Origin of the sequence: Candidatus Nucleicultrix amoebiphila FS5, from assembly GCF_002117145.1 — a bacterium.
In the GTDB taxonomy this organism is placed as follows: Bacteria; Pseudomonadota; Alphaproteobacteria; order Caedimonadales; family Nucleicultricaceae; genus Nucleicultrix; species Nucleicultrix amoebiphila.
In genome coordinates, this window is record NZ_CP008743.1 from 391,162 (window position 1) to 412,729 (window position 21,568).

Here is a 21,568-nt window from a genome sequence, read left to right on the forward strand (position 1 = left end):
CGTTCAACCTTGCCGTTTTATCCTTAAACAGCTTTACTATTAGCGGTAAATTCGGAAAAAATACAGATAAAGGTGTGCTTGGTGTCAAAATTATAAATGCGCGCGTCGCGCAATAATTTATGTCCCTTCGCCCAAATTCCAGGCAATTTAGCAAGAGGCACTATTTCCAAAAGCTTTGTTAAATGTTCAATTTCACCTTGATAGGCTTCTTCTTGAAGACTGTTGGTTGCAACAGAAACCAAACGACTTAATCCCCAATCAAAGAGCAACCGAAAAACATCAAAGGGGTCGTCGACTTTATCATCCATCTTTTTTAAAAGGTACTTTTCAACAAAGTGAAAAGCTGATGAAAACCGTTGTTGACTAAGGTTTTTTAGAAGTTCAACATAGGCTTGAAAAAGATCACCATGCGCTATTTTTAACCGAATTGCTGTTCCCGGCGCCCCATTTGCAAAACATTTTAACAGCTTTAAATCAACCGGGGATAGAGGTGAGAGAAAACGTTCAAGAATTTCCTGTGTCGATGATTCAGTGTGAGAGGAACATTCAAGCCGTTGGCATCGCGACCGTAAAGTCGGCAAGATCCCGCCAGAGCCATGATGAATCAAAATAAGCAATGTTTTCTCTGGAGGCTCTTCCAAACTTTTAAGCAGCGCGTTAGCAGCATTTTTATTCAATTCATTCACACTATCTACGATAGCAATCCGCCACCCCCCTTCAAACGCTGTTTTCTGCAAGAATGAGACGGTTTGGCGGACATCTTGCACACTAATATCGCGCTTATTTTGACCTTGCAAATCACGCTCAAGCACAAACAAATCTCCATGAGCTTCGGCAGCGACCCTCTGAAACAAAGGGGTTTTTGGACTAAGGTCGAAAGCCTCAAAATCACCAGATAACAAAGCCCGAGCGATATGATAAGAAAACGTCGCCTTCCCTACCCCTTTAGGACCTGTTAAGAGCAAGGCATGGGGAAATCTTTGTTGTTTAAAGGCACTTTTTAAGAGAGTGGTTTGTTCTTCAAAGCCACTCAAAAAAGGCGTGAAACGCGGGTGCATGGCTGTGCTCATGATCGAGAATGAAGCTCGGGAAACTTACTCACTAATACCTTGATCACGTCATCTGCAATCGCTTCAGGATATCCCCGCGCATCAATCACTCTAAAACGATCGGGATTCCCTTCTGCAAGCTTTAAATAAGCATTGCGAACCTTTTGATGAAAGGCTACTCCCATTTGTTCGAAGCGATCTTCTCTACCCATACGTACTTGCACACGGTCATGACCGAGTTCAGCGGGCAGATCAAAAAGAAACGTGAGATCCGGCACAATTCCCTCTGCAACCATTTCGTAAACGTTATCCATAAACTCTAAATTAAGACCACGGGCAACCCCTTGGTAAACGCGCGAAGAGTCGTAAAAACGATCGCATATGACCCAACATCCCTCGGTAAGGGCTGGCACAATAGTATTTTGCACGTGATTGCGTCGCGCGGCACTAAACAAAAGATATTCACTCAGCGGATCCCAACGATCTGGCGCCCCCTCAACTAAAAGATGTCTGATCAGCTCTGCGCCAGGGCTTCCCCCTGGTTCGCGCGTCAGGACAACCTGAAGCCCACAACTTTCCAGATATGCTCTTAAGAGTTTCGCTTGTGTTGATTTTCCTGTGCCCTCGCCACCTTCAAGGGTAATAAATTTGCCCAAGGACATTCTTTAATTATGCCCCCACAGGAGATAATAGAAAGAATCACGAATTCGTTTTAAGAATCCGGCACGGTCAACTGCATGAGCGGCAACAAGTTCAACTTCACGTGGCTCAAGTCCTGGTGCGGATATCAAAATTTTTCCAACCGTCTCACCAATCTTAATAGGAGCAGGGATGGGATTTTTATAAGTCACTTCAACTTTTAAATCCTTGAGACTTTGCCGTGGCAAAGTGACATGAAGATTTTCGGTCACTGTTACAGCGACTGTTGGTTCAGTCCCCATCCAAACATCAGCCTTTTCGACAACATCGCCCACCTTATAAAGAAGCGGTGTCGCAAAATATGTGTATCCCCATTGAGCCAAGGCTTTTGCATCTTCAGCGCGTTCCTTCACGCCAGGAGCCCCATTAATCACTAAAACCAGGCGTCGACCATCCTGAACTGTCGAAGCTGCAACGCCATATCCTCCCAGGTCTGTGTGTCCTGTTTTCAGTCCGTCAGCGCCATAATTAGCGTATAATAATGGGTTACGATTCATTTGATGGATATTGTTATAGGTAAATTCCCGTTCACCATAAAGTTTATAATATTCAGGAAAATCTCTTATGGTACTTTCCGCAATGATCGCTAAATCACGCACCGTTGAGAGATGTTCTGGATCTGGCCAACCACTTGCATTTTTAAAAGTTGTGTTTACTGCGCCTAGATCATGGGCTTTTTTCGTCATCCGTTCTGCAAAAGAAGCTTCCGTTCCGCCAATCCCCTCCGCTAATGCAATCGCTGCATCGTTCCCAGATTGAACAATCACGCCTCTTAAGAGATCAATAACGCGAACGGAACTCCCCACATCAATAAAAGTTTTTGACCCTTCTTTTTTCCAGGCTTCTTTACTGATGACAAAAGTCTGTTCCGGATCCAAGCGCCCCGCCTTTAAATCTTCAAAAGCCAGATAAACTGTCATCATCTTTGTCATGGATGAAGGATATACTTTTTGATCAGAATTCTTCTCAAACAACACTGTATTAGTCATCATATCAATTAAGATGGCCTGATTAGAATGAAGATCTAAAGCTTGAACCGAACTTCCCAATCCCAAAAAGAAACTTAACACTATCTTTAGTATAAACCTGCGCATAGCCTTCTCGCGTTACCCTTGATTAATCGTCACAATACGACTTTGATTCCCCAACCCATTCAGTTTTTGAACAATGAGTTGCGCTTGTTCGTTGGAGTCTACAGGACCCACCAAAATCCTAAATTGCGCCGCTTTGCTTGCACTCGACGCCTTACTTTGTTGAACCTTTAAAGGCACATCGGGATAAAGTCCTTTCAAACGTTGCACTGCCCCTTTAGCGCTCGCAAGCTGTTTATATCCTCCAGCTTGCACAAAAATATTTTTCCCCTTGCCGCCTTTGATTGTTTTACTGGCCTTTTGCATGCCCCCTTGTTTGGGTTCAGCTTTAGCCAACATAATTTTCTTGTTGCCTTTCAAAGGAGCCTGCTGAGGCCTGGATTTTGTATTTTGAGCGAGAACTCTTGGCTTGGGCTGTTTCTTGCGGTCATTTTTAGCAAGGACAGTTTTTTTGCTAGGATCAGGCATCGCATTGACCAGTTGAATGGTATCATTCAGACAGACATCCACTTTTACTTGTGCAACACCTTTAGAATAAAACCCGAGAAGTTTGGCCGTCTTTTCAGAAACATCAATAATGCGCCCTTTCACAAAAGGGCCCCGATCATTAATCTTTACTTTAATGCTGCGACCATTTTCAACATTGGTCACACGAACGATGCAGGGGATGGGAAGAATTTTATGGGCCGCCGTTAATCCATCCTTATCAAAGGTTTCTCCCATAGAGGTTTTACGTCCATGAAAAACATCGCGTCCGCCATAATAGGACGCTAACCCTGTTTCACTGTACTCATAAAACCCCTGGGGCTCATAGGTTTCCCCCTTAATTTCATAAGGTTTATTATAAGCTCTTTTAGCGAATTTAGGATGGGTGGGGGTATTAAGACTGTTATAAGCGGATGTCGGCATCTCACTCATTCCGCTACATCCTTGAAGAAGGAAAACCACAACAACTGGTAACGTAACTGTCCATAGTTTTTTAATGAGCTCTGGATACAGCATCATCCCGCACACCTCATGTTTTTGTTGACCCTACAGCTAGATATACCGGCTCTCGTCCCAAAAGAAAAGCCCAAATCCTGATAGGCTTTAATGAGTGTTCTCGCGCGGCGACGCAATAAACTCATCACTGTACCCTAAGAGATAGTTCGTAGCCATGGCAATGATCTCTTTGGAAACATAGGCCCAGGCTTGGAATCCCCCACTCAGACCAAAGTTCGGCTTGGAGGGATACCCTCCTAACGTATGGTAATCAACGGGATACGGGACGATGTCCCATCCTTCTTTGCGGAAAAGTCCCACAGCACGGGGCATGTGAAGAGCAGACGTTACCAAGAGCCATTTTTCCCCCGTTTTTGGTTTGACCATGCCGTGCAGAAATTTGGCATTCTCAATGGTATTCTTTGACAGATTTTCAAAGATAAAAGGATGGGGGTTAATCCCAACACTCTCGAATAAGTTCTTCATCATTTCTGCTTCACTGCGGGCATTATTCGTGCGTGCCCCGCCGCCGGTAAATGCCACCTTTAAATGGGGATGCTGTTTCACCAGCTCTAAAGTCGCAATAACCCGTCCAGCCGCAATGTTATAGCATGTTATACCGCGTTCTCCCGACGTCTCACTATCAAATCCCCCCCCTAAGAAAATCATTCCGACAACATCCTGGGGAACTTTTTGAATTTGAGGAAAGCGGTTTTCAAGATAGGTCGCCACCCATTGAGACGTTGGAACAACACACAAACCGATAAAAATAAGGGTTATCAGAGAAAAAATTTTCCTGCCCAGGAAGAAGAATTTTTCCGTATAGAGCAGCAAAATCCCAATGAAAAACAGCCCTAAAATAATCTTATCAATATGAATGATAAACCCCGAAAGATAGCGTAGACTATCGAATAACACTTTTTCTGCCCCTTAATGTGGTTAAAATCTTGACGTGCCTCATAATCGCGGTTATCAGAAGAAGAGTCAAGAGGATGGGTGGCCGAGTGGTTGAAGGCACCGGTCTTGAAAACCGGCAGGCGTGAAAGCGTCTCGTGGGTTCGAATCCCACCCCATCCGCCATTCTTTTGTTTCAATGAAATTTCAGATTCGTCCTAAAGGCTCACGAAATAAAGTATCTCTTATTTTTGCATCTAGCTTATGATCTAACAAAATTAAGTAGGGCTTTATAGTTTTCCTTATCCGCCTGTTTTAGAGCTTTTATATATTGGCTTCTTGTTTGAGATGGTTTCACAAGGGTTTCTTTTCCCCAACTAAAGCGAGCTGCTCCCAACTGTACTAGCAAGGCATCTGCCATTAAACGAGCGTGTCTACCATTTCCGTTTGGAAAAGCATGAATAGCAACAAGCCTATGATGGAATCTAGCAGCTATTTCATCAATCGAATAAACTTTATTATTTACCCAGTAGGTTGCATCGTCGCATAAATGTCTAAGTTTCTCTTGTATGAGGAGATAAGGGACTCCTATGTTCGGGTTGTATTTGCGGAATTCCCCAGCCCATTTCCATGTTTTATCAAACATTCTCTTATGGATATTTTTAAGAAACTCTACTGTAAGAATATTTTTTCGTTTTCTTGAAAATAGCCACCTCTCCCCTTCTATAATATTAACTTGCTCCCACTCATTTAATTGATCTTGAGTTGTAATGTGTTTGGGTATAAGAGCAGCAGCATCATCTTGATTAAAAGGAGTGGCTCCCTCAGGGTAGATGAATTTCATTATTTATTTTCATCCCAAATCATTGAAATATTTTTACGCCTTTTAATATCTTCCACGATTTTTATAATTTGCATTTCAAGCTCATCTTTACTCGTAGCTTGTTCTTCAAGCCCCATTGAATGGCTTATGTTTTCAACAATTTGTTTTGCTTTTTTCTTGATTTGAGTGTCAACGACTTCTTCAAGCGGTTTCTCTGGTACCAAAACATACTGAACTTTACAATTAAGAGCCTGTGCTGCTTGTATCAATGTTTTCAAAGAGATCGTATTATATTCTTCAGATTTCTCAATTTTCTTAATCGCTTGGCGAGTAATCCCCATTTTGCTTGCCAATTGTTGTTCCGTCATACCTAATGAAGTCCGTATAGCTTTGAGCCAGCCCTCATTAGGGCGCTCAATAGGAAAAATAGATCTTATGGGATTAAGCTTTTTATCAAGCTGTCTTCTAATTAAGTCTCGCATGGTGTAACCTACAGGTTGCTTTCTTAAAGAATAATAGCAGCTTATAAGTTGCTTTAAAAGATAATAATAGCAACCTACAGGTTGCCATATAAACCAATATCGCAATTTGGTAGTGTCTCAATTTGAATTTTTAGATAACGCACAATCCACTTTTTAAGCGCTTATGGGCAGTGCATCTCTCTATATGTTCTTATGCGCCCGGTTTTTAAAAATTAGAAGATTTAGCATTTTTTAACCTGTTTCGCAGTATTCTAAAATTAAGGTCCTCATTTTCACATAAGGAGACTCTGATGCGTATTATTTATTCACTCATGGTCATTGCACTTCTATCTTGCAGCACTCCGTTGAAAGCCGCATCAATCATCGTGAAAAACGAAGGATTTTCTCCTGCAGAACTTAATTTATACAAAGTTGTTATCGTGCCTGAACATGCCGATCGAAAAGAATATCTTCGCATTCCCGTTCCTAAAAAATCAGCAGAATTGGCCTCCATAAAAGAAGGAAACTACGATCGGGCAATTAGTAATGTCTATCTTACGAAAAATGACTTTCAAGTCGCTGTCTGCGCAACCTCGGAAGGTAAAGAAAAACTATTTTTTAGCCAATCCTTAGTAGTGACAGTAAAACCTGACCAGAACAACGTTCCCGAGTGCGTCATTTCTGAGAAGTAATACAATCATCACTTCAAATAGTTCATTACCCAATTATAGCCGTGAGAACTACGGTAATTACTGTGAGTATCTGCAGAAATAGAAAATTCTTTTCTTTTCGTTCAGAAATGATTGGCTTGATTATTCTATCAACAATATTACGAAGATCTTGATTCGATGTTATTGTTTGTGCAACTTCTTTTAAAATCGAAGTTTTCTCTTCCTTCAATTCTTGTCGCCACTTTTCCCAATTATCATGAATAGGTTTTCCTTGTGGAAGAGACGCGTTTTTATTAGCCTCATTAATTTTATTTTCAAGATACTCAATTAATTCTTTAGCTGTTTTAAATCGTGACATTTTATGATTCCTTCTTTCAAACCCTCAAAACTTGTATAATGAAAAAGCTCTTGAATATTTTCCTCCTCTGCCATCCCTCGCCACTCTTATGTATTCACAGTCTAAACAGCTTTATTAAATTTTTTCTTTACATTTCAAATATTTATGTCTATTAGACATTTTTATATCAACAAGTATTTATTATTAAAATAAATTATTAATTTTAAACATTAAGGTCATTTAATTATGAATTCTTCTTTTGCAAAAATGAAGGTTACTTTGTTATCTTTATCATTATTATTAACAAGTTGCGCTTCAATCGTCACTGGTCAAAATCAAGCTGTTTCTGTTGATACCTCTCCGGTAAAAGATGCAGTTTGTACCTTATCCAATGATAAAGGAACTTGGTTTGTTAACAGTCCAGGATCAACGACAATTCTAAGATCTTATAGTGATTTACACGTTAGTTGTAAAAAGAAAGGCTTTGGTAAAGGCATAACGACCGTTAAGTCCTCCACAAAAGGCATGGCCTTTGGAAATATTCTAGTAGGCGGACTTATTGGCACTGCAGTTGATTGTGGTACTGGCGCTGCATATGATTATCCATCTCTTATTAATGTTCCCATTAATACTGAATTGGCTTTAGCAAAATAGATATCAACTTCGTAGGTTTTTTTGATGAAAAAATTATTATCAATCCTTGTGCTTCTTTTTTCTTTTAATCCTCTCATGGGCACAGATATTATTGATGAAGCCAAAGATAAGCAACCCACTGTAATTAGACGTTTAGAAGTTACAGTCTATAAAGAAGATTATGATTGGCTTAAAGCGATGAACATGATGAGTTATTTTGAACTTACAGATGAAATTTGGTATGAGTATCGTCCAGTTTACATAACCCCTCTAGATATATTCATTTTTGAAGATTTTATAAGTTTTGTCGAAAAAGGAAAAAAACTTATGCATCGCACTACATTAAGCATCCCGGAGAAAAAAAACTTAATAGATGAATTCAAAGATCTTCATAAGAAAATTGTTGAATATTTCAAAAAATAAGGCTTTCTTCTCTCTTCATTCTTCCCCAAAAACTTTGCCTTCATAACTTTCTAAAAAACATAGTTGATGACTATGATACTTTTAAGGAAATGCAACTTCTCGATTATTTTGCGGTTACCTTTAAATATGAGGTGGCGTGTTACGCAATCATGAGACCAAAGACACCCTTAGATGTTTTAGTATTTGATGATTTGTTGAAATTTCAAGAAGACCATTTAGAGATAGTTGATAAAAAAGATATCACTGAGAGAGGACGAAAAAAGGTTGTTGAGGAATTTATGAAGCTGCACGCAAAGATTATTGCACACTTCAAGCAATAGAGCAGTTATTGGGTTTTCCAAAACTCTATTTTAATGCTGAACTTGATCTATACACAAACAACCACTTGTAAGAGAACACAAGATTATTAGACTGCCCCCTTTAAAGGAGATCTTGACGCGATAGAGCTCCTTTTTTAGCATTGTCATCAATAACTTTTTTGGTTTTTAGATCAACAGAAAGTGACGTGCAAGATCTCGCAGGAATCTTTCTCTAGATGTTCACTACAGAAAATACATTTACTATTTTCGCTCTCTTCTCTTACCTATGACATCTGATTCTTTAATTATATCTTCAATATCCGATGTATGGAATCTTTGAGCACTCTACTTCGACATTAAGTTCTTGAATATTTTCCTCTTCCCTCATCTCCCACTCCATCCTTTTCCTTGTCAGGGCTCTTTTGAAACATTATAAACCATAGAATTGCTTCAAATCCCTAAACAATGGGGATAAGCTGAAGAATAAGTGTGGGGGCATCATTGGGGGCATATTTTATTTCTTAAAGAGAGAAGCCCCCTGTTTACAAGGATCTTAAGCCTGACTGTGAACGCCACCCCACAACAAATGACAACCAAAGAGTGTGAAAAATGCGCGGCCTCGTGTACTGTACGGCAAATTCTTATAGCTTACTTAAGCTCAACGAAACGTTGCGTAAAAAACATGAAACCTTTCTGTACCAAGAAGCCCTGTATTGTAAGTTGAATAAAAGCGAAGTCTTTATTTTTTCCCAAGGGTGTATCGTCTTTTGGAATAGTACGAAAGACGTCACCGATGGCCTTTTGCACTTGATTAAACCTTTTGAAAATGAACCCTTGGGGAAAGCAGAATTTGACCAATTCAAGTTTGGCTATGGAACACCGACCAAAGTCTTTCAAGATGAGATTATTTTGGAAGATCGAAATGACATTCTCTCAAAACTTGTCATCTCTTACGGGTTAGCCCAGTCAGTCAAACTGTTGGTCTATGAAAATCGTATCGAAGGCGCCATCCAAAGTGCAACGCAAATCTCGCAAGCCCTTGCAAAACAAGGACGAGTGCCCCTCACCCGTCGGCAAATTGGGCGAAAGATTGGCGAACTCTTTTTAGAGCGCAGCAATATCAACCTTCAAAGCGCCTTTTTAGATACGCCGGAATTCTTCTGGGATCACCCGGAACATGAGCCTCTCTATCGCTTAATCGCTAAAGACTTGGATATTAAGACACGTACCCAAAGCCTGAATCGTAAGCTTGAGATTATTCACGAGTTATTCCAAATTCTTGGGGATGAGATCAATCACCGGAACTCTGCGAAGCTCGAGCTCATTATTATCGGCCTCATTTTATTTGAAGTGATCCTTGGGGTGACGAACTTTTTTATGCATTAAAGTCTTCCCAATAAAAGCGCAAGAATAACCAACAGTCCGGTGAGTGTGTTTGATTTGAACTTTTTCAGGCAGTCTTCTGACTTTTCTGGGTTAAGGGTCACACCCTGCCAAAAAAGGTGGACCCCCACCAGAGAGATTCCTAAAATATATGCTTGATGAAACTCACTTATCCAGCCCAGGATTAATAATAAAAACCAAAAAGCACCATAAACAACCATCAAAAACAGTTTGGGATGGCGAGAAAATTTGAGAGCTGTTGATTTCACGCCAATCAAGGCATCATCGTCCCTATCTTGAAAGGCATAAATCGTGTCATAGCCGAGGGTCCAAAAAATGCCGGCCCCATACAGCAGAAACGTTTTAAGATCGAGACGTCCGCCGCCTACCAGGCTCCCCATTAAAATTCCCCAGTTAAACGTAAGCCCCAAAAAAGCTTGGGGCCAGTAAGTAAACCGTTTCATCCAGGGATAGAGAACGACGAGGATTAACGACAGGCCCCCTAACAGGATGACCTCAAAAGAAAAGGATAAGAGCACCAAAAAGGCCAGCCCTAACAACAGGACCATAAAACGATAAGCTTGATAAACACTCAACGCCTTGCTGGCGAGGGGCCGATTGGCCGTCCGTCGGACTTTGGAATCAAAATCACGATCGACCCAGTCATTATAAATACAGCCCACACTGCGCATCAACACAGCGCCGATGGTAAACAAAAGGATTTCAGGAAGGGGGAGGTGGGAGCTGGTTAACGCCAATCCCCAATAACACGGCAGCAGCAGCAACCAAATGCCAATAGGTTTATCGATCCGCGCAAGACGGGCATAGGCGTGGAATTTTGGCGGAATCCACTTTAATATTCCAGAATTTGGTTGCATCGGCCCCTCTTTTTGCTTCTTACTATGGCAACCATTAAAATAAAGTCAAGGTAGAGGATCAACGGGAATGGCCCAAAAATCGCCGCGCATATACGTTCCAGGCTTACTGTCCACCAGTGAAAAATTGCCCTTGGGGTTGGATCAGTACCATTATGTTCATAACGTTTTGCGCTTAAAAGAAGGAGACGCGCTGAGGCTCTTCAATAATGAGCATGGTGATTGGCTGGCAACCATTCTAAGCGTGAAAAAACAGCTTATCGTAGAATTAAAAACTCAACTCCGAAAACCGAGTCCTATCCTTCCTGTGCATCTTATAAGTGCCCCCATTAAAAAATACCGCCTCAGCTATCTTATCGAAAAAGCAACAGAATTGGGCATCAGTGATCTTCATTTCGTCAAAACTGATTACACCAATCAACCAACTCCGCGCCTGGATAAGCTGCGCCTCACCGCCATTGAAGCCGCCGAGCAATCTGAGCGCCTATCTGTCCCCACCCTTCATGAACAACAGCCTATTCGGGACTTTTTGGCTTCCTGGCCGCAAAACATCCCCGTTTTTGTAGGTGACGAACGCCGTGATGCGCCCCCATTGGTAAATTTCATTTCATCTCCTCCCTCTCCTGCAGGAATTTTAATCGGACCAGAAGGCGGCTTTTCAAGCGAGGAATTTGACTTCTTCCAGTCTCTTCCCTTTGTGACCTTGGTAAAGCTTTCCTCCCATATTCTACGCGCAGAAACAGCTGTGGCCGCCGCCCTTGCGATCTGGTTAAGCAAGGGTTAAAATGCCTCAAATTTAACAAGTAATGCAGGAAACATGAGAGTCATCGTCCCTTTTGCGATTATGCTTTTTCTTCTTGGAGTGAATCCCCTGAAGGCTGAAGACACTGTCTCTAAAAGCTCTCTTACGCCGCTGATTCAACTCTTGGAAAATGATGAACATCGAAAAAAACTTATAGAAAAGTTGAAACATGAGGCCGAGAAAGAAGAGCCTTCGGAGGTTAGTCCCGTCGTCCAGCCCGTCGTTGAATACGTTCTTGATAAAATAAAAGAAACCTTTCAACGGTTTAAAAACGACTCCAAAATCACTCTGATGACGTTGAGCGACCCCTACCGTTTGGAGAAAGGGTGGGACTTGTTTTTGATTTATGGAGGCGTGCTGGGTCTAGGATTTGCTTTCACTTTTCTGATACATTTCTTAAAGAGATTTCGCGCGCTCTTTGTCAACGATCAAACGATGACCAAAACAAAAGCGATTCTTGTAAGTCTGGCGTTTGAAGGGGTCACTCTCCTTGGTTTTACGGTTGTGACTTTTACAAGTTTGCATTGGCTCAGCCCGAGTGAGAAGATAAGTGCGAGTCTTTCCTATCTTCTTGTAACAATTATCAATTTTAGAATTATTCAAGCTTTATTAAGCACCGCCCTCTATCCCCATTCCAGGTCCTTTAGATTACTTCCCCTCAAAGACGGTCCAGCCCATATTTTGGAACGTTATGGGCGACATTTTTTCACTCTCCAAATTTTAAGTTATATCCTTGGCAGCTATCTTCTGAATGTGGGGCGCCTTGATACTTTGGTTCTCTTCTCCGCGCGCCTATTTTGGTTAATCATCGGCTATTTAACCTTGGCTTTGATTAAATCTCTCAAAAACTCAATTACGGCAGCCCTCCGGTTGACTTTAAAATATTCAAAAAAGCGAAATGTTTTTGAAGTGATGTCTCAAAGTCTAATCCGTTACTGGTATCCCCTTTCTCTTGCCTATGTGATGTTTTTTGTTTTTTTGTTTACTGTGGTCGAAGAAAGTCGCTTCAAATTCCTCTTAAGTCTGTTTTTAAAACTTACCGTTCTGGGCATTGGGACCTATCTCTTGTTTTTACGCATCCCAAGCATTATGCAGATGATTGTGAGATCTTTGGGACAAACTTTTAATATCCCTTATTCTCGTCAACGTTTTTATGAGATTGCTCTTTCCGTACTCTTTTATACCGTCCTTGTTTTCACTTTTTTATATCTATTATGTAAAAGTCTTCAAATTCCGCTCACCGCTCTTTTTAGTTTTTTGGAAACCGAGCAAATTCTTCCAAAGGCAATCAGTGTAATCATCACGGCTCTTATTGGACTGGTGGTGTTAGAGTCTCTCGAATTTATTATCAATAAGGTCTTTCGCCAGCTGGGAAAAAGCTCGAATCAAAAAAACCTTCCGAGCCTCTTAACCCTCATTCAACACATTATCCGCGTCGTGATCTTCATTCTGACGTTGCTGATGGTGTTTAGTGAGCTTGGATTTAACATCACCCCTCTCCTTGCCAGTGCCGGAGTCTTTGGTCTCGCCGTCAGCCTTGGCAGCCAAACTCTCTTCAATGACGTGATCAAAGGCTTTTTTATCCTCACCGAAGACACGATCAATATAGGAGATCGCGTAACGATTAATCTTGACCACAATAAACATTCAGGAGTCGTTGAGGATTTAACCTTAAGAAACGTGAAACTCCGCGATACACAAGGCTTTCTTCACACCATTCCTTTCAGTACAATTGGGGCTATTGTCAATGAATCCCGTCACCCCTAATCGCTAGAGTAAAGACGACTTTACCCCCTCCTTGAAACAGCAAAAATCATTCCCATATGTCAGTCATGATGAACCAACTTTAGGGAGTTGAATATTATGTTGTTAAAGAAATTGAAATACGCGTTATTAACCGGAGTCGCAGCAGTTGCTTTGCTGTCATCCAGCTATGTCAGTCCAGTCAGTGCGACAAGCGTCCAGGAAGAACTTGAAAACGTCTTTGCTTATAGCCAATTAAGCGTGCAAGCCTATCGCACAGATATGGTAAAACCCTTAGATGTTTATGAGTTCAGAGATTATCTTAAGAAGAAAATTGCTCTCAACGACGTTGCTGACTTAGGTACCATCGTTACTTTCAAACATACTAGCGGACATAAAGTAGAAATTACCGATGCTGATAAATTTCGTCCAGTATTTAAGGAACTTATGACAGAAGCAGCAGATAAGTGGGCAAGGCTCATTATTTCAGGAATCGCTATACTCTCCGATGCAACTTATAAAGAAACAAACCCTGATGACTTTGATCAGCTAGTATTAACGAACTTGTCACAATTTAATGGCAAAACTAAGCAAAAGTCTAAAGATTTTGTGGGCAAGAAAAAAGTTTGGAATCCTTTTATTGGCAAGTCCATCGGATTAAGAATTGAAAATGAACTTGGAGAAGAAGAAGCATTCTTTCCACTCTGCGATACAATCGTACAACATATCATGCAGGGTACAATAACGAGTGCAGATGGAAAATTAACAGTTCCAGGTAAAGTTGTTTTTAAATCATATTTGAAAATGGCTTGGGATGCGTTTCACGACACTTTTGAAGAAAAATCTGGTCTTTACAAAGCTCAAATGGAGTTCATCAAGGAACAGAATGATAGATCAATCCAGGTCAAAACAAAAGCATCTATAGGAGAAGAAGCTCTTAGAAAACTTGCTCCTTTAAAAGTTGTGGTTAAGCCTGAAGATTCAAGTTTTATCTTGTCTGTGCCAACGAGTGGAGGAATCGCCGAATTTAAAAAGCCAAAGGATGTGACCAAAGAGTTAGACGAAGCCGTTGACGAATTTGAAAAAATTGAACAAGAATCTGAGACACATAAAAAAAGATCTGAACAGTTAGAACAAGAGTTGATTCTTGAAAAGGCCAAACCAACATCCCGTTGGGGAACGTTTACTGTGCCTAAGAATGGAACGATGGTGAGTTCTCAAGGCTTCTCTTTCATATATAATGGAAGCAGTATTATCGTCTTTTCGAGCTTCGGCGTTTTTCCTTGGAATATATCCATAGATGGACCTCTTCCTCCTCTCTCATAAACTCTAAAAATATAAAAAAGGCGCCCCTTACAAGGCGCCTTTTTTTACCTCTCAAGCCTCAATAAACAATACTTGCCATTTATTGCCAAAAATTTACCTCAAATTACAAATATCTGTATATTTTTTGATAATTATTTTCTTTTATTTCACATCATTACAAATTTATTAATTTTTAGTTAAAATGCCCTTTTAGTCAATTTACCTTGACAAAGAACGTTTTCTACATTAATTACCTACACGAAATTATTGATACATGCGGAAGGAAGAAAAACGATGCAATTAAAATCCCTCAAACAAAGTCTGCTCATCGGTGTTGCAAGCGCCGTTTTATTAAGCGCAATCCCTCAAATCGCGAATGCAACTAATGGTTTGGATGAATTTTTCGCTGATAAAAAAAATATCGCTTCCGTTAAACTAGGGACTGCTAAATCGGCTCCTCAAGTAAAAGGCTGGATCACGTGGGATAATATAAATGAACACACACGACTCAAGGCAAAAGGGCAAAGAGCAAAAAGCCTTGATGTTGATGATGTGCCAGACGCAGAAAACGCAATCGTTGAAGAAGTAAAAGACCTATGCGTAGCTTTTACTAAAGTTGCCCTTCAAGAGGGAGAAGACTACGAAGACTCTCTCCGTGCCCTTCACACTAAAATGTCTGAATATGCAAGCGAAAGAGATTTTGAGTACGATGATATCAGACCACTGCTGATCAACACACTTTTTTATACAGATAAGAAAACCACTGACACTGTTTATTTATTTGCAGACCATGAAAAAATAACAGGTTCAATATTTAATTCCTATGCGCTTCCAAATAAAATGTATGGGTTCACACGTGGCTATCTTAGAGATTCTGGCGTCAACTTCGATGCTCCCCAAAAAGGTGGTGCTAAAACAGTACAAAGAGATGACGAGTCTTCCGAGAGTAGTGACGCTAGTCAGAAAAAACAAACTCGGTCTACAAGAAGAAGCACAATAGCACAATCGCCAAGTACTAAGTCAACTCCTGTCAAAGGCAGGGGATCCGCATCTACGCCGAAAAGTCAGGGCACTCCTACAAAAAGAGTTGCCAAAAGAACGCAAAAAAATGTTGTTCCAAGCACTCCCGTGATAGATCCTGCTGAACAACTAAGGCAACAACAAGCCTTAAGAATTCAACAAGCACGACAAGCCGCGACACGTGTGGGGGATGATTTAGTCGCCTATATCGATCAACTTCCTGGACAGGAAGATGTTTCCACAGTTCAAAAAGCGAGTGCAACCTTCAAGGGTAAGGTCCTCCCAGGTGTGGATCAACAAGCTACGAATAATGCGGCTGCCTTGTTTGGTAAAATTATTGATACCTTAAACCAACAAGGAACAGATTTATCTCAAACAGCTCCGTCCATACAACCTATTTTAGATCTTTATAATGGGGATCAAGGGAACGGCTTAATTGAACTCAAAAAAATTGCGGCCCTTTATGGCATTGATGGATCTTTTGATGATGATTCCGCCCGCGTGTTTTCAACGACTGCTCTTCAAGCTCTACAACAATTCAACGACGATGAAAAAGCTGAAAAGAAAAGAGTCAAAGCTCAACGAAAAATAGCTAAAATTGGGCAAGATGTGATCGATTATATTGATCAACTACCCGGGCAAGTCGATGCTGAAACCATTCAAAATGCTGAAGCGGCTTTTAAAGCCAATGCACAAGGTCAAGACGCTCAAGCCACTGATCGTGCAGCCGTCTTGTTCGGTCGAATTGCTGATACACTCAAGCAAAACAATGACGATTTCGCGCACACGATTGCCAATGTCCAACCCGTTCTGGATCTTTATGATCAAGATGCCGTCAATGGTTTGGTGCAATTAAAGCGTATTGCTGCTCTTTATGGCATTGATGGATCTTTTGATGATGCCAGCGCCGTCATTTTTAAAGATTCTTTTGCTGCAGCTCTCGCACAGTTTGATCGAGAAGAAGCGCAAAGAGCCCAACATGCTCTACAGCTACAACAAGCTGCCCTTGCTAAAATTGGACAAGATGTGATTGATTATATTGGTCAGCTTCCGCAACAGCGCGTTCAAGCCACCATTCAAAATACTGAAGCAGCTTTTAAAGCCAATGCACAAGGCCATGCTACACCAAAGAACCGCGCCGCTGTTTTGTTTGGCAGGATTATTGATACCCTCAAGCAAAATGGGCAAGATCTTACGCAAACAGTTCGTACTATCCAACCTATCCTCGATCTATACGATCGTGATGAAGACGAAGGATTGGTTCAACTAAAACGCGTTGCTGCTCTTTATGGTCTAGATGGGACTTTTAACAAAGCTGCTGCTGCTATTTTTAAAGACTATTTTGATGATGCGCTGACGCAATTCATTCAAGAAGAAACTCAAAGAGTTCAACAAGTTCTATTACGTCAACAAGCAGCTATTGCTAAAATTGGAAAAGATGTGATTGATTATATTGGTGGACTACCAATGCAGGCGGATGCTGAAACCATTCAAAATGCTGAAGTTGCCTTTAAAGCCAAGGCACAAGGTCAAGACGCTCAAGCCACTCATCGTGCAGCCGTCTTGTTCAGTCAAATTGTTGATACACTCAAGCAAAATGGTGATGATTTCACGCAAACAATCGCCAATGTTCGAGACATTCTGGATCTTTATCATCGAGATGCCGTCAATGGTTTAGTGCAATTAAAGCGCGTTGCTGCTCTTTATGGTGTTGATGGAACATTTGATGATGCCAGCGCCGTCATTTTTAAAGATTCTTTTGGGGCCGCTCTCACACAGTTTGATCGAGAAGAGGCGCAAAGAGCCCAACATGCTCTACAGCAACAACAAGCTGCCCGTGTATTACTGCAAGAAACTCAGAACACCACGCAAAATGGTGACAGATTAATAAATCTCTCCCTTGTCGTTGCAGGTCAACAAGCACCCGTACACTCCTTTACAGGAGAAGATTACGCTGCAGCGTTTAAAGCCGCTGTTGAAGCATTGCACGTTGCACCAGACGCAGAAGATGTTCGTCAGGCAAAAGCTCTTTTCGTAGCTTATGGCAATTTCTTAGCTGCTAATGGTATTGCCGTAAATGATGCAGACCTCAACCGTCGTTTAACACGTGTTTTACAACTTGCTCCTGCAAACAATCATCTTAAAGTTGATCTTATCAACCGTTTTGCCCAACACATTGGAGTCCAAGCTTTAAGTGCAAATGCAGTTGCTCTCTTTTGTAATGAAGCCTTAAATGCACTGAACGCGCTTAATCCTACAAAGACTCAAAGAAGCGATGATGTGATTGCAGCTCTTCAAAACCACATAGATCCTCAAGGGTTACAAGTGCCTGATAAAAGCATTCGCAAACCAGTCGCTGCGTATTTCAAGAAGATTGCAGGACAAGGACTTAATGCGGGTCATTTGGATGAAGCGGCAAAAGCATTTGGGAAAATTATTGCACTCATGAATGCGAATGACGCTCTTTCCCAAGATACTTCTAGAGCGATTGATCAACTCCTCTCTCTTTATAAGTATGATGAAGAGTTGGCATTTAGAACTTTAGACGAATTATATAATGCGCTTACGAACGATAACTTAAGTGATGACGCTTCAACAATTATCCTCGATGTATTAGACAATGATGGTCTAGGGAAAGTGAATAGCGCCCGTCAAATTGCCCATAATGCAGTTTTATACAATGATTTGTATGCTAATTTTCAACAAGAGCTAGATTTAACAGCAGTAGGCCAAGTTGATCCCCAACTAGGGGCCGCAATCACTGCAGTGCTTGATGAAGAAGCAATTCCACAGCCAAGTGAAGCGCATGTTGAACAATTTATGCATGAACTCATAAGTTGTCTCGTTGCAAGGGGGAATGTTGCATTCGCTACTGCAGAAGATTTAGTCAAAATTCAGTTGGCCTTACATCCATTGAAAGAAGACTTTAAGAAGCTCCACACAATTGATCCTGAGTTAACAAAAAGCTTAGTTGATCAAATGGCTCAAGACCTTGGTGTTGGCGTTATCTCAGACGAAACGAATAATGTTTTACAACAACTTTTCATGAAGACTGATCAATCGCTTTCATTAGTACATGATTTGACAAAATCTACGCTTGATCAGCATCTTGATGTTGGCCATGGTAAGCCTGTACCACAAGAAGTGAGTGAAAAGGCAAAGAAAAGTGTTGCTAAAGCACTCGCAAAATCACAAGTTGTGCTTGATCAAGCAAAAACTAAAGAGGTTGAAGATGCTTTAACTGCGTATCATCATGCTGCTTATGAAAAACATAACATTGACGGTACTCAAGAAGGTTCAGAGGCTGAGCTTAAGCGTCACCTAAAAACTGAAGTTAGAAAGTTAAAAGCTTTAAAGACGAAAGAACCAAAGCTGGCAAGTTTACATATTCAGCAAGTGGCCCAAGCTTTGGGAGTACCTGTTACTTCTGATGAAGTAAGCGAAACTATCCAACAGAGTCTTTTTGATCAGTTTAAGAGCGAAGATGTCGTTCCAAGCCGACAGACACAAGTTGTAAAAGGCACTGACGGCGATTTCTATCAGTATATCAATGGATCTGTTGAAAGTGACAATTCTACGATTTATGTGAAAGAAGGTGGAGTTACTGAATGGGAAGGCTACAACTATACGGTTCATAATGGAAAAATATTCCGAACACACGTTAGTGGAGGCTTTCCTCATGAGTGGACTCCCAGCATGACAACATTCACTGTAAAAACATATAAATAGTTATTAATTTTCTCACTCAAAGAGGCAGGTTTCCAAAGACCTGCCTCTTTTTTTGTCTGCAATTCAGTTCCTTAAAAGAGTCTAGTCCTCGTTTCTTTCTCTGCATTTTGAGCCAATATCTGTCAATGACACGTAAAGATGACCGAGGTAGTTAGCACACGATATGACCGACATTCATTTCTTAATAACCCTCCCTTAAGGGAGGTTATTAAGGGTCATAAAAACTTTTCTGCATTGCATCAAACAGCCTCTTTTAAAGGTATTGGATCAGATTTTATCTGCCCCCGTTGGTTATAACGCACAAGACATCGATGCCCAAAGAAAAGGGAGAAGGTACCATCCAGGTATTCTCTCACCTGAACAGTTGTTCTTACATAATGATGCCTCAGATCATCTTTGGGGATCTGGAGCTTAAAATTCTTGTAGCTTACGGTATTATCGTTTTGCACAAGGCGTTCCGTTTGCCAGCAGAGAATCTCATTAATATCTCCCCCAATCCACGGCACAAAGGCACTCTTCTCTTCCTTAGGAGCCACTGAGAACTGTTGATTATGGCAGGGAAGATAAATCTCTTTTAAATACTGATTGGCTTCCTCCAGGGTCTTAATTCCATGAAGCGCAAGTTCCTTTGGTAAGCGATCCTGCAATGTCCCAAACATCCTCTCAGACCGTCCTCTGGCTTGAGGACTATAAGCGGCTATATGCTGAATCCCAAGCTGTTTTAAAGCTCTCCCCACTTCTGTCAATTGGTGTTTATCCACTGGCCTTCCTGCCTCTGGGGTATACCAATAGTGGGACCCTCGATCCGTATAAAGAGAACAAAAGAGACCATACCGTTCGATCGTCTCTTTAAGACCTCGAAAGGTACTTTCTGTGCTTTCCTGGAGCACAAAAAAAGCTGACGTAATCACTGACGTCGCATCATCTATCGTCACAATCAGATCCACCTTATACTCAAGACCTGGAATCCAGTCGTGGGTGGACCCATCTTGATGCAGCATCATCCCCGCCATAGGTCTTCTCTCCCGACGAAGACGATGCTCGCCTCCTTTCTTCCCTTTCCTTACCAAGCCTGCTCTCTCTAATTGGTTCTTGGTCCACGTATACCCATACCTTAAACCATGCTCTCGACAGGCCCATTCATGAAAGTGCTTTACGTTAAATCCTCGATACTTCTCTTCATAAATCTTGGGGCTGAAGTAGCTAAGACCTAAAAAAGAGGTTAAGATAGCTACGCAATGTATGAGAGAAAAAGCCGATTAAGAGCAAGTCAGCAGAGCAAGTTGATAGAGCACTTTGTAGCTGGAACAACAGCACGAGCTGCGTCTGAATTGATTGGAATTCAGGCCAACACAGCCATCACATTTTATCGGCGGCTTAGAAAGCTGATAGCAAGCAAACTGCCATCGTATGAGCTTTCAGGAGAAGTTGAAGCTGATGAAAGTTACTTTGGGGGGGTTCGTAAAGGCAAACGAGGCCGGGGTGCAGGTGGAAAAGTGGCGGTTTTTGGGCTATTGAAGAGAGGGGGAAAGGTTTACACTGCCATCATATCAGACGCAAAAACAGATACTCTCTTGCCGATCATTAAAGAAAAGGTTCAGCCTGACAGCATTGTTTATACAGATACTTTTCGCTCTTACAATGCCCTTGATATCAGCGATTTTCATCATCGGCGTATCAATCATAGTCAGCTGTTTGCAGATAAGCATAATCACATCAATGGTATTGAAAATTTTTGGAATCAAGCTAAACGGCAGATGAGGAAATTTAACGGTATAAAGAAAGAGAATTTCTACTGGTTTCTCAAGGAATGCGAGTGGCGCTTCAATGGAGGGAACCATAGAGACCTTCTAACCCAGCTGAAATCATGGTATAGAGCAACCAGACACTAACTCTTAACTACTTCAGCCCCTAAATCTTTGTCACCCATCGAACCTCTCCATCCTCTGCCCGGTGGGGCGATACCTTGCCTAAGCGTCGGTCATACTTCCCTTCAAAGCCTTCTTCCCTATATCTCTCCCGCTTGCGATAAAATGTGCTTACACTCACGCCTAGTAATTCTGCTGCTTCTTGGGTTGTTAATCGCCCCTTTTGAAAGCGATCATAGATCTCTTCAAACTTCATCCTCATGACTCCTTCAATTATCCGTGCTTCTCTCTTCATGAGATCCTCCTCGAATCCCATCCTCTCATCGGTCAATTGAAGTGTTAATTACCTCGGTCATATCACGTGCTAGTGACACTCTTGAGCCAATATCTTGACAAATTTGAAGGGTTTGATAATATAATTATTAGAGTGCCTCAATAAGGGCTCTATATTGTGTAAACAGCAGAGTCTAAATGATCTGCAT

21 protein-coding genes and 1 tRNA gene are annotated in these 21,568 nt (G+C 41.3%); 11 read left to right on the forward strand and 11 right to left on the reverse strand.

All coding sequences use genetic code 11. From position 1 onward, the window contains the following. Positions 1-23: 23 nt before the first annotated feature. From GQ61_RS01780 to GQ61_RS01800, 5 genes are all read right to left on the reverse strand, one after another. Positions 24-1,058, reverse strand: coding sequence for a DNA polymerase III delta subunit-related protein (locus GQ61_RS01780; RefSeq protein ID WP_198157372.1), 1,035 nt, complete (start codon positions 1,056-1,058; stop codon positions 24-26). Between the two features lie 8 nt (positions 1,059-1,066). Continuing rightward, the gene (tmk, locus tag GQ61_RS01785) at positions 1,067-1,711 is read right to left on the reverse strand and encodes a dTMP kinase (RefSeq protein ID WP_085783655.1); all 645 of its coding nucleotides are present in this window, start codon (positions 1,709-1,711) and stop codon (positions 1,067-1,069) included. Positions 1,712-1,714: 3 nt separating this feature from the next. Then, positions 1,715-2,842 carry a D-alanyl-D-alanine carboxypeptidase family protein gene (locus GQ61_RS01790; RefSeq protein ID WP_085783656.1) on the reverse strand — a complete coding sequence of 376 codons (1,128 nt, stop codon included), beginning with the start codon at positions 2,840-2,842 and terminating at the stop codon, positions 1,715-1,717. A gap of 12 nt (positions 2,843-2,854) precedes the next feature. Then, a complete protein-coding gene (locus GQ61_RS01795) occupies positions 2,855-3,844 on the reverse strand; it encodes a septal ring lytic transglycosylase RlpA family protein (protein WP_085783657.1) in 990 nt (329 codons plus the stop codon). Between the two features lie 84 nt (positions 3,845-3,928). After that, positions 3,929-4,738, reverse strand: a complete 810-nt coding sequence (locus tag GQ61_RS01800) for a YdcF family protein (RefSeq protein WP_085783658.1) — start codon at positions 4,736-4,738, stop codon at positions 3,929-3,931. A gap of 72 nt (positions 4,739-4,810) precedes the next feature. Between GQ61_RS01800 and GQ61_RS01805 the strand changes: the two genes are divergently transcribed. Next, a tRNA-Ser gene (locus GQ61_RS01805) sits at positions 4,811-4,900 on the forward strand. Positions 4,901-4,976: 76 nt separating this feature from the next. Here the strand turns inward: GQ61_RS01805 and GQ61_RS01810 are convergent. Together GQ61_RS01810 and GQ61_RS01815 are read right to left on the reverse strand one after the other, a co-directional pair. Beyond that, positions 4,977-5,558 carry a mobile mystery protein B gene (locus GQ61_RS01810; protein WP_085783659.1) on the reverse strand — a complete coding sequence of 194 codons (582 nt, stop codon included), beginning with the start codon at positions 5,556-5,558 and terminating at the stop codon, positions 4,977-4,979. Continuing rightward, positions 5,558-6,019: a mobile mystery protein A gene (locus GQ61_RS01815; RefSeq protein ID WP_085783660.1), complete on the reverse strand. Its 462-nt coding sequence runs from the start codon at positions 6,017-6,019 to the stop codon at positions 5,558-5,560. The genes GQ61_RS01810 and GQ61_RS01815 overlap by 1 nt, the downstream gene beginning before the upstream one ends. A gap of 290 nt (positions 6,020-6,309) precedes the next feature. On the opposite strand from GQ61_RS01815, the gene GQ61_RS01820 reads away from it, so the two are divergent. After that, positions 6,310-6,690, forward strand: coding sequence for a hypothetical protein (locus GQ61_RS01820; protein ID WP_085783661.1), 381 nt, complete (start codon positions 6,310-6,312; stop codon positions 6,688-6,690). Positions 6,691-6,715: 25 nt separating this feature from the next. Here the strand turns inward: GQ61_RS01820 and GQ61_RS01825 are convergent, their stop codons facing one another. Next, on the reverse strand, positions 6,716-7,027 hold the full coding sequence (locus tag GQ61_RS01825) for a hypothetical protein (protein WP_085783662.1): 312 nt from the start codon (positions 7,025-7,027) through the stop codon (positions 6,716-6,718). A gap of 225 nt (positions 7,028-7,252) precedes the next feature. Between GQ61_RS01825 and GQ61_RS01830 the strand changes: the two genes are divergently transcribed. The 4 genes from GQ61_RS01830 to GQ61_RS01845 all read left to right on the forward strand — a co-directional run bounded on the left by GQ61_RS01830 (position 7,253) and on the right by GQ61_RS01845 (position 9,747). Beyond that, positions 7,253-7,660 (forward strand): hypothetical protein, encoded by a 408-nt coding sequence (locus GQ61_RS01830; protein ID WP_085783663.1) that lies wholly within the window; start codon positions 7,253-7,255, stop codon positions 7,658-7,660. 24 nt (positions 7,661-7,684) lie between these two features. Continuing rightward, positions 7,685-8,062 carry a hypothetical protein gene (locus GQ61_RS01835; RefSeq protein ID WP_085783664.1) on the forward strand — a complete coding sequence of 126 codons (378 nt, stop codon included), beginning with the start codon at positions 7,685-7,687 and terminating at the stop codon, positions 8,060-8,062. A gap of 149 nt (positions 8,063-8,211) precedes the next feature. After that, on the forward strand, positions 8,212-8,382 hold the full coding sequence (locus GQ61_RS01840; RefSeq protein ID WP_157111112.1) for a hypothetical protein: 171 nt from the start codon (positions 8,212-8,214) through the stop codon (positions 8,380-8,382). Between the two features lie 588 nt (positions 8,383-8,970). Beyond that, positions 8,971-9,747 carry an RMD1 family protein gene (locus GQ61_RS01845; RefSeq protein ID WP_085783666.1) on the forward strand — a complete coding sequence of 259 codons (777 nt, stop codon included), beginning with the start codon at positions 8,971-8,973 and terminating at the stop codon, positions 9,745-9,747. Here the strand turns inward: GQ61_RS01845 and ubiA are convergent. After that, on the reverse strand, positions 9,744-10,622 hold the full coding sequence (gene ubiA, locus GQ61_RS01850) for a 4-hydroxybenzoate octaprenyltransferase (protein WP_085783667.1): 879 nt from the start codon (positions 10,620-10,622) through the stop codon (positions 9,744-9,746). The genes GQ61_RS01845 and ubiA overlap by 4 nt on opposite strands. Positions 10,623-10,689: 67 nt before the next feature. Between ubiA and GQ61_RS01855 the strand changes: the two genes are divergently transcribed. The 4 genes from GQ61_RS01855 (at position 10,690) to GQ61_RS01870 (ending at position 19,218) form a co-directional block, all read left to right on the forward strand. Further along, positions 10,690-11,403 (forward strand): RsmE family RNA methyltransferase, encoded by a 714-nt coding sequence (locus tag GQ61_RS01855; RefSeq protein ID WP_085783668.1) that lies wholly within the window; start codon positions 10,690-10,692, stop codon positions 11,401-11,403. Positions 11,404-11,436: 33 nt separating this feature from the next. Further along, positions 11,437-13,188, forward strand: coding sequence for a mechanosensitive ion channel domain-containing protein (locus GQ61_RS01860; RefSeq protein ID WP_085783669.1), 1,752 nt, complete (start codon positions 11,437-11,439; stop codon positions 13,186-13,188). 96 nt (positions 13,189-13,284) lie between these two features. Next, complete coding sequence (locus GQ61_RS01865; RefSeq protein ID WP_085783670.1) at positions 13,285-14,490, forward strand: hypothetical protein; 1,206 nt, start codon at positions 13,285-13,287, stop codon at positions 14,488-14,490. Positions 14,491-14,763: 273 nt separating this feature from the next. Next, positions 14,764-19,218, forward strand: a complete 4,455-nt coding sequence (locus tag GQ61_RS01870) for a hypothetical protein (RefSeq protein ID WP_085783671.1) — start codon at positions 14,764-14,766, stop codon at positions 19,216-19,218. A 239-nt stretch (positions 19,219-19,457) separates the two neighbouring features. Here the strand turns inward: GQ61_RS01870 and GQ61_RS01875 are convergent, their stop codons facing one another. Then, complete coding sequence (locus tag GQ61_RS01875; protein ID WP_157111113.1) at positions 19,458-20,462, reverse strand: ISNCY family transposase; 1,005 nt, start codon at positions 20,460-20,462, stop codon at positions 19,458-19,460. Between GQ61_RS01875 and GQ61_RS01880 the strand changes: the two genes are divergently transcribed. Beyond that, entirely contained in the window at positions 20,457-21,110 is a 654-nt protein-coding gene (locus GQ61_RS01880; RefSeq protein ID WP_085783673.1) for an IS1595 family transposase, read from the forward strand. The two genes, GQ61_RS01875 and GQ61_RS01880, sit on opposite strands and share 6 nt — an antisense overlap. Before the next feature lie 19 nt (positions 21,111-21,129). Here GQ61_RS01880 and GQ61_RS01885 read toward each other — a convergent pair whose 3' ends face one another. Further along, entirely contained in the window at positions 21,130-21,381 is a 252-nt protein-coding gene (locus GQ61_RS01885; protein ID WP_198157373.1) for a helix-turn-helix domain-containing protein, read from the reverse strand. Between the last annotated feature and the right edge of the window lie 187 nt (positions 21,382-21,568).

What these genes read in the sequence shown, in the direction of transcription:
- GQ61_RS01810 (WP_085783659.1), bottom strand. Translation starts at nt 5,558, where the DNA reads ATGAAATTCATCTACCCTGAGGGAGCCACTCCTTTTAATCAAGATGAT.
- GQ61_RS01870 (WP_085783671.1), top strand. Translation starts at nt 14,764, where the DNA reads ATGCAATTAAAATCCCTCAAACAAAGTCTGCTCATCGGTGTTGCAAGC.
- GQ61_RS01825 (WP_085783662.1), bottom strand. Translation starts at nt 7,027, where the DNA reads ATGTCACGATTTAAAACAGCTAAAGAATTAATTGAGTATCTTGAAAAT.
- ubiA (WP_085783667.1), bottom strand. Translation starts at nt 10,622, where the DNA reads ATGCAACCAAATTCTGGAATATTAAAGTGGATTCCGCCAAAATTCCAC.
- tmk (WP_085783655.1), bottom strand. Translation starts at nt 1,711, where the DNA reads ATGTCCTTGGGCAAATTTATTACCCTTGAAGGTGGCGAGGGCACAGGA.
- GQ61_RS01815 (WP_085783660.1), bottom strand. Translation starts at nt 6,019, where the DNA reads ATGCGAGACTTAATTAGAAGACAGCTTGATAAAAAGCTTAATCCCATA.
- GQ61_RS01880 (WP_085783673.1), top strand. Translation starts at nt 20,457, where the DNA reads ATGTATGAGAGAAAAAGCCGATTAAGAGCAAGTCAGCAGAGCAAGTTG.
- GQ61_RS01840 (WP_157111112.1), top strand. Translation starts at nt 8,212, where the DNA reads ATGAGACCAAAGACACCCTTAGATGTTTTAGTATTTGATGATTTGTTG.
- GQ61_RS01845 (WP_085783666.1), top strand. Translation starts at nt 8,971, where the DNA reads ATGCGCGGCCTCGTGTACTGTACGGCAAATTCTTATAGCTTACTTAAG.
- GQ61_RS01835 (WP_085783664.1), top strand. Translation starts at nt 7,685, where the DNA reads ATGAAAAAATTATTATCAATCCTTGTGCTTCTTTTTTCTTTTAATCCT.
- GQ61_RS01795 (WP_085783657.1), bottom strand. Translation starts at nt 3,844, where the DNA reads ATGATGCTGTATCCAGAGCTCATTAAAAAACTATGGACAGTTACGTTA.
- GQ61_RS01820 (WP_085783661.1), top strand. Translation starts at nt 6,310, where the DNA reads ATGCGTATTATTTATTCACTCATGGTCATTGCACTTCTATCTTGCAGC.
- GQ61_RS01885 (WP_198157373.1), bottom strand. Translation starts at nt 21,381, where the DNA reads ATGAAGAGAGAAGCACGGATAATTGAAGGAGTCATGAGGATGAAGTTT.
- GQ61_RS01855 (WP_085783668.1), top strand. Translation starts at nt 10,690, where the DNA reads ATGGCCCAAAAATCGCCGCGCATATACGTTCCAGGCTTACTGTCCACC.
- GQ61_RS01790 (WP_085783656.1), bottom strand. Translation starts at nt 2,842, where the DNA reads ATGCGCAGGTTTATACTAAAGATAGTGTTAAGTTTCTTTTTGGGATTG.
- GQ61_RS01780 (WP_198157372.1), bottom strand. Translation starts at nt 1,058, where the DNA reads ATGCACCCGCGTTTCACGCCTTTTTTGAGTGGCTTTGAAGAACAAACC.
- GQ61_RS01865 (WP_085783670.1), top strand. Translation starts at nt 13,285, where the DNA reads ATGTTGTTAAAGAAATTGAAATACGCGTTATTAACCGGAGTCGCAGCA.
- GQ61_RS01830 (WP_085783663.1), top strand. Translation starts at nt 7,253, where the DNA reads ATGAATTCTTCTTTTGCAAAAATGAAGGTTACTTTGTTATCTTTATCA.
- GQ61_RS01860 (WP_085783669.1), top strand. Translation starts at nt 11,437, where the DNA reads ATGAGAGTCATCGTCCCTTTTGCGATTATGCTTTTTCTTCTTGGAGTG.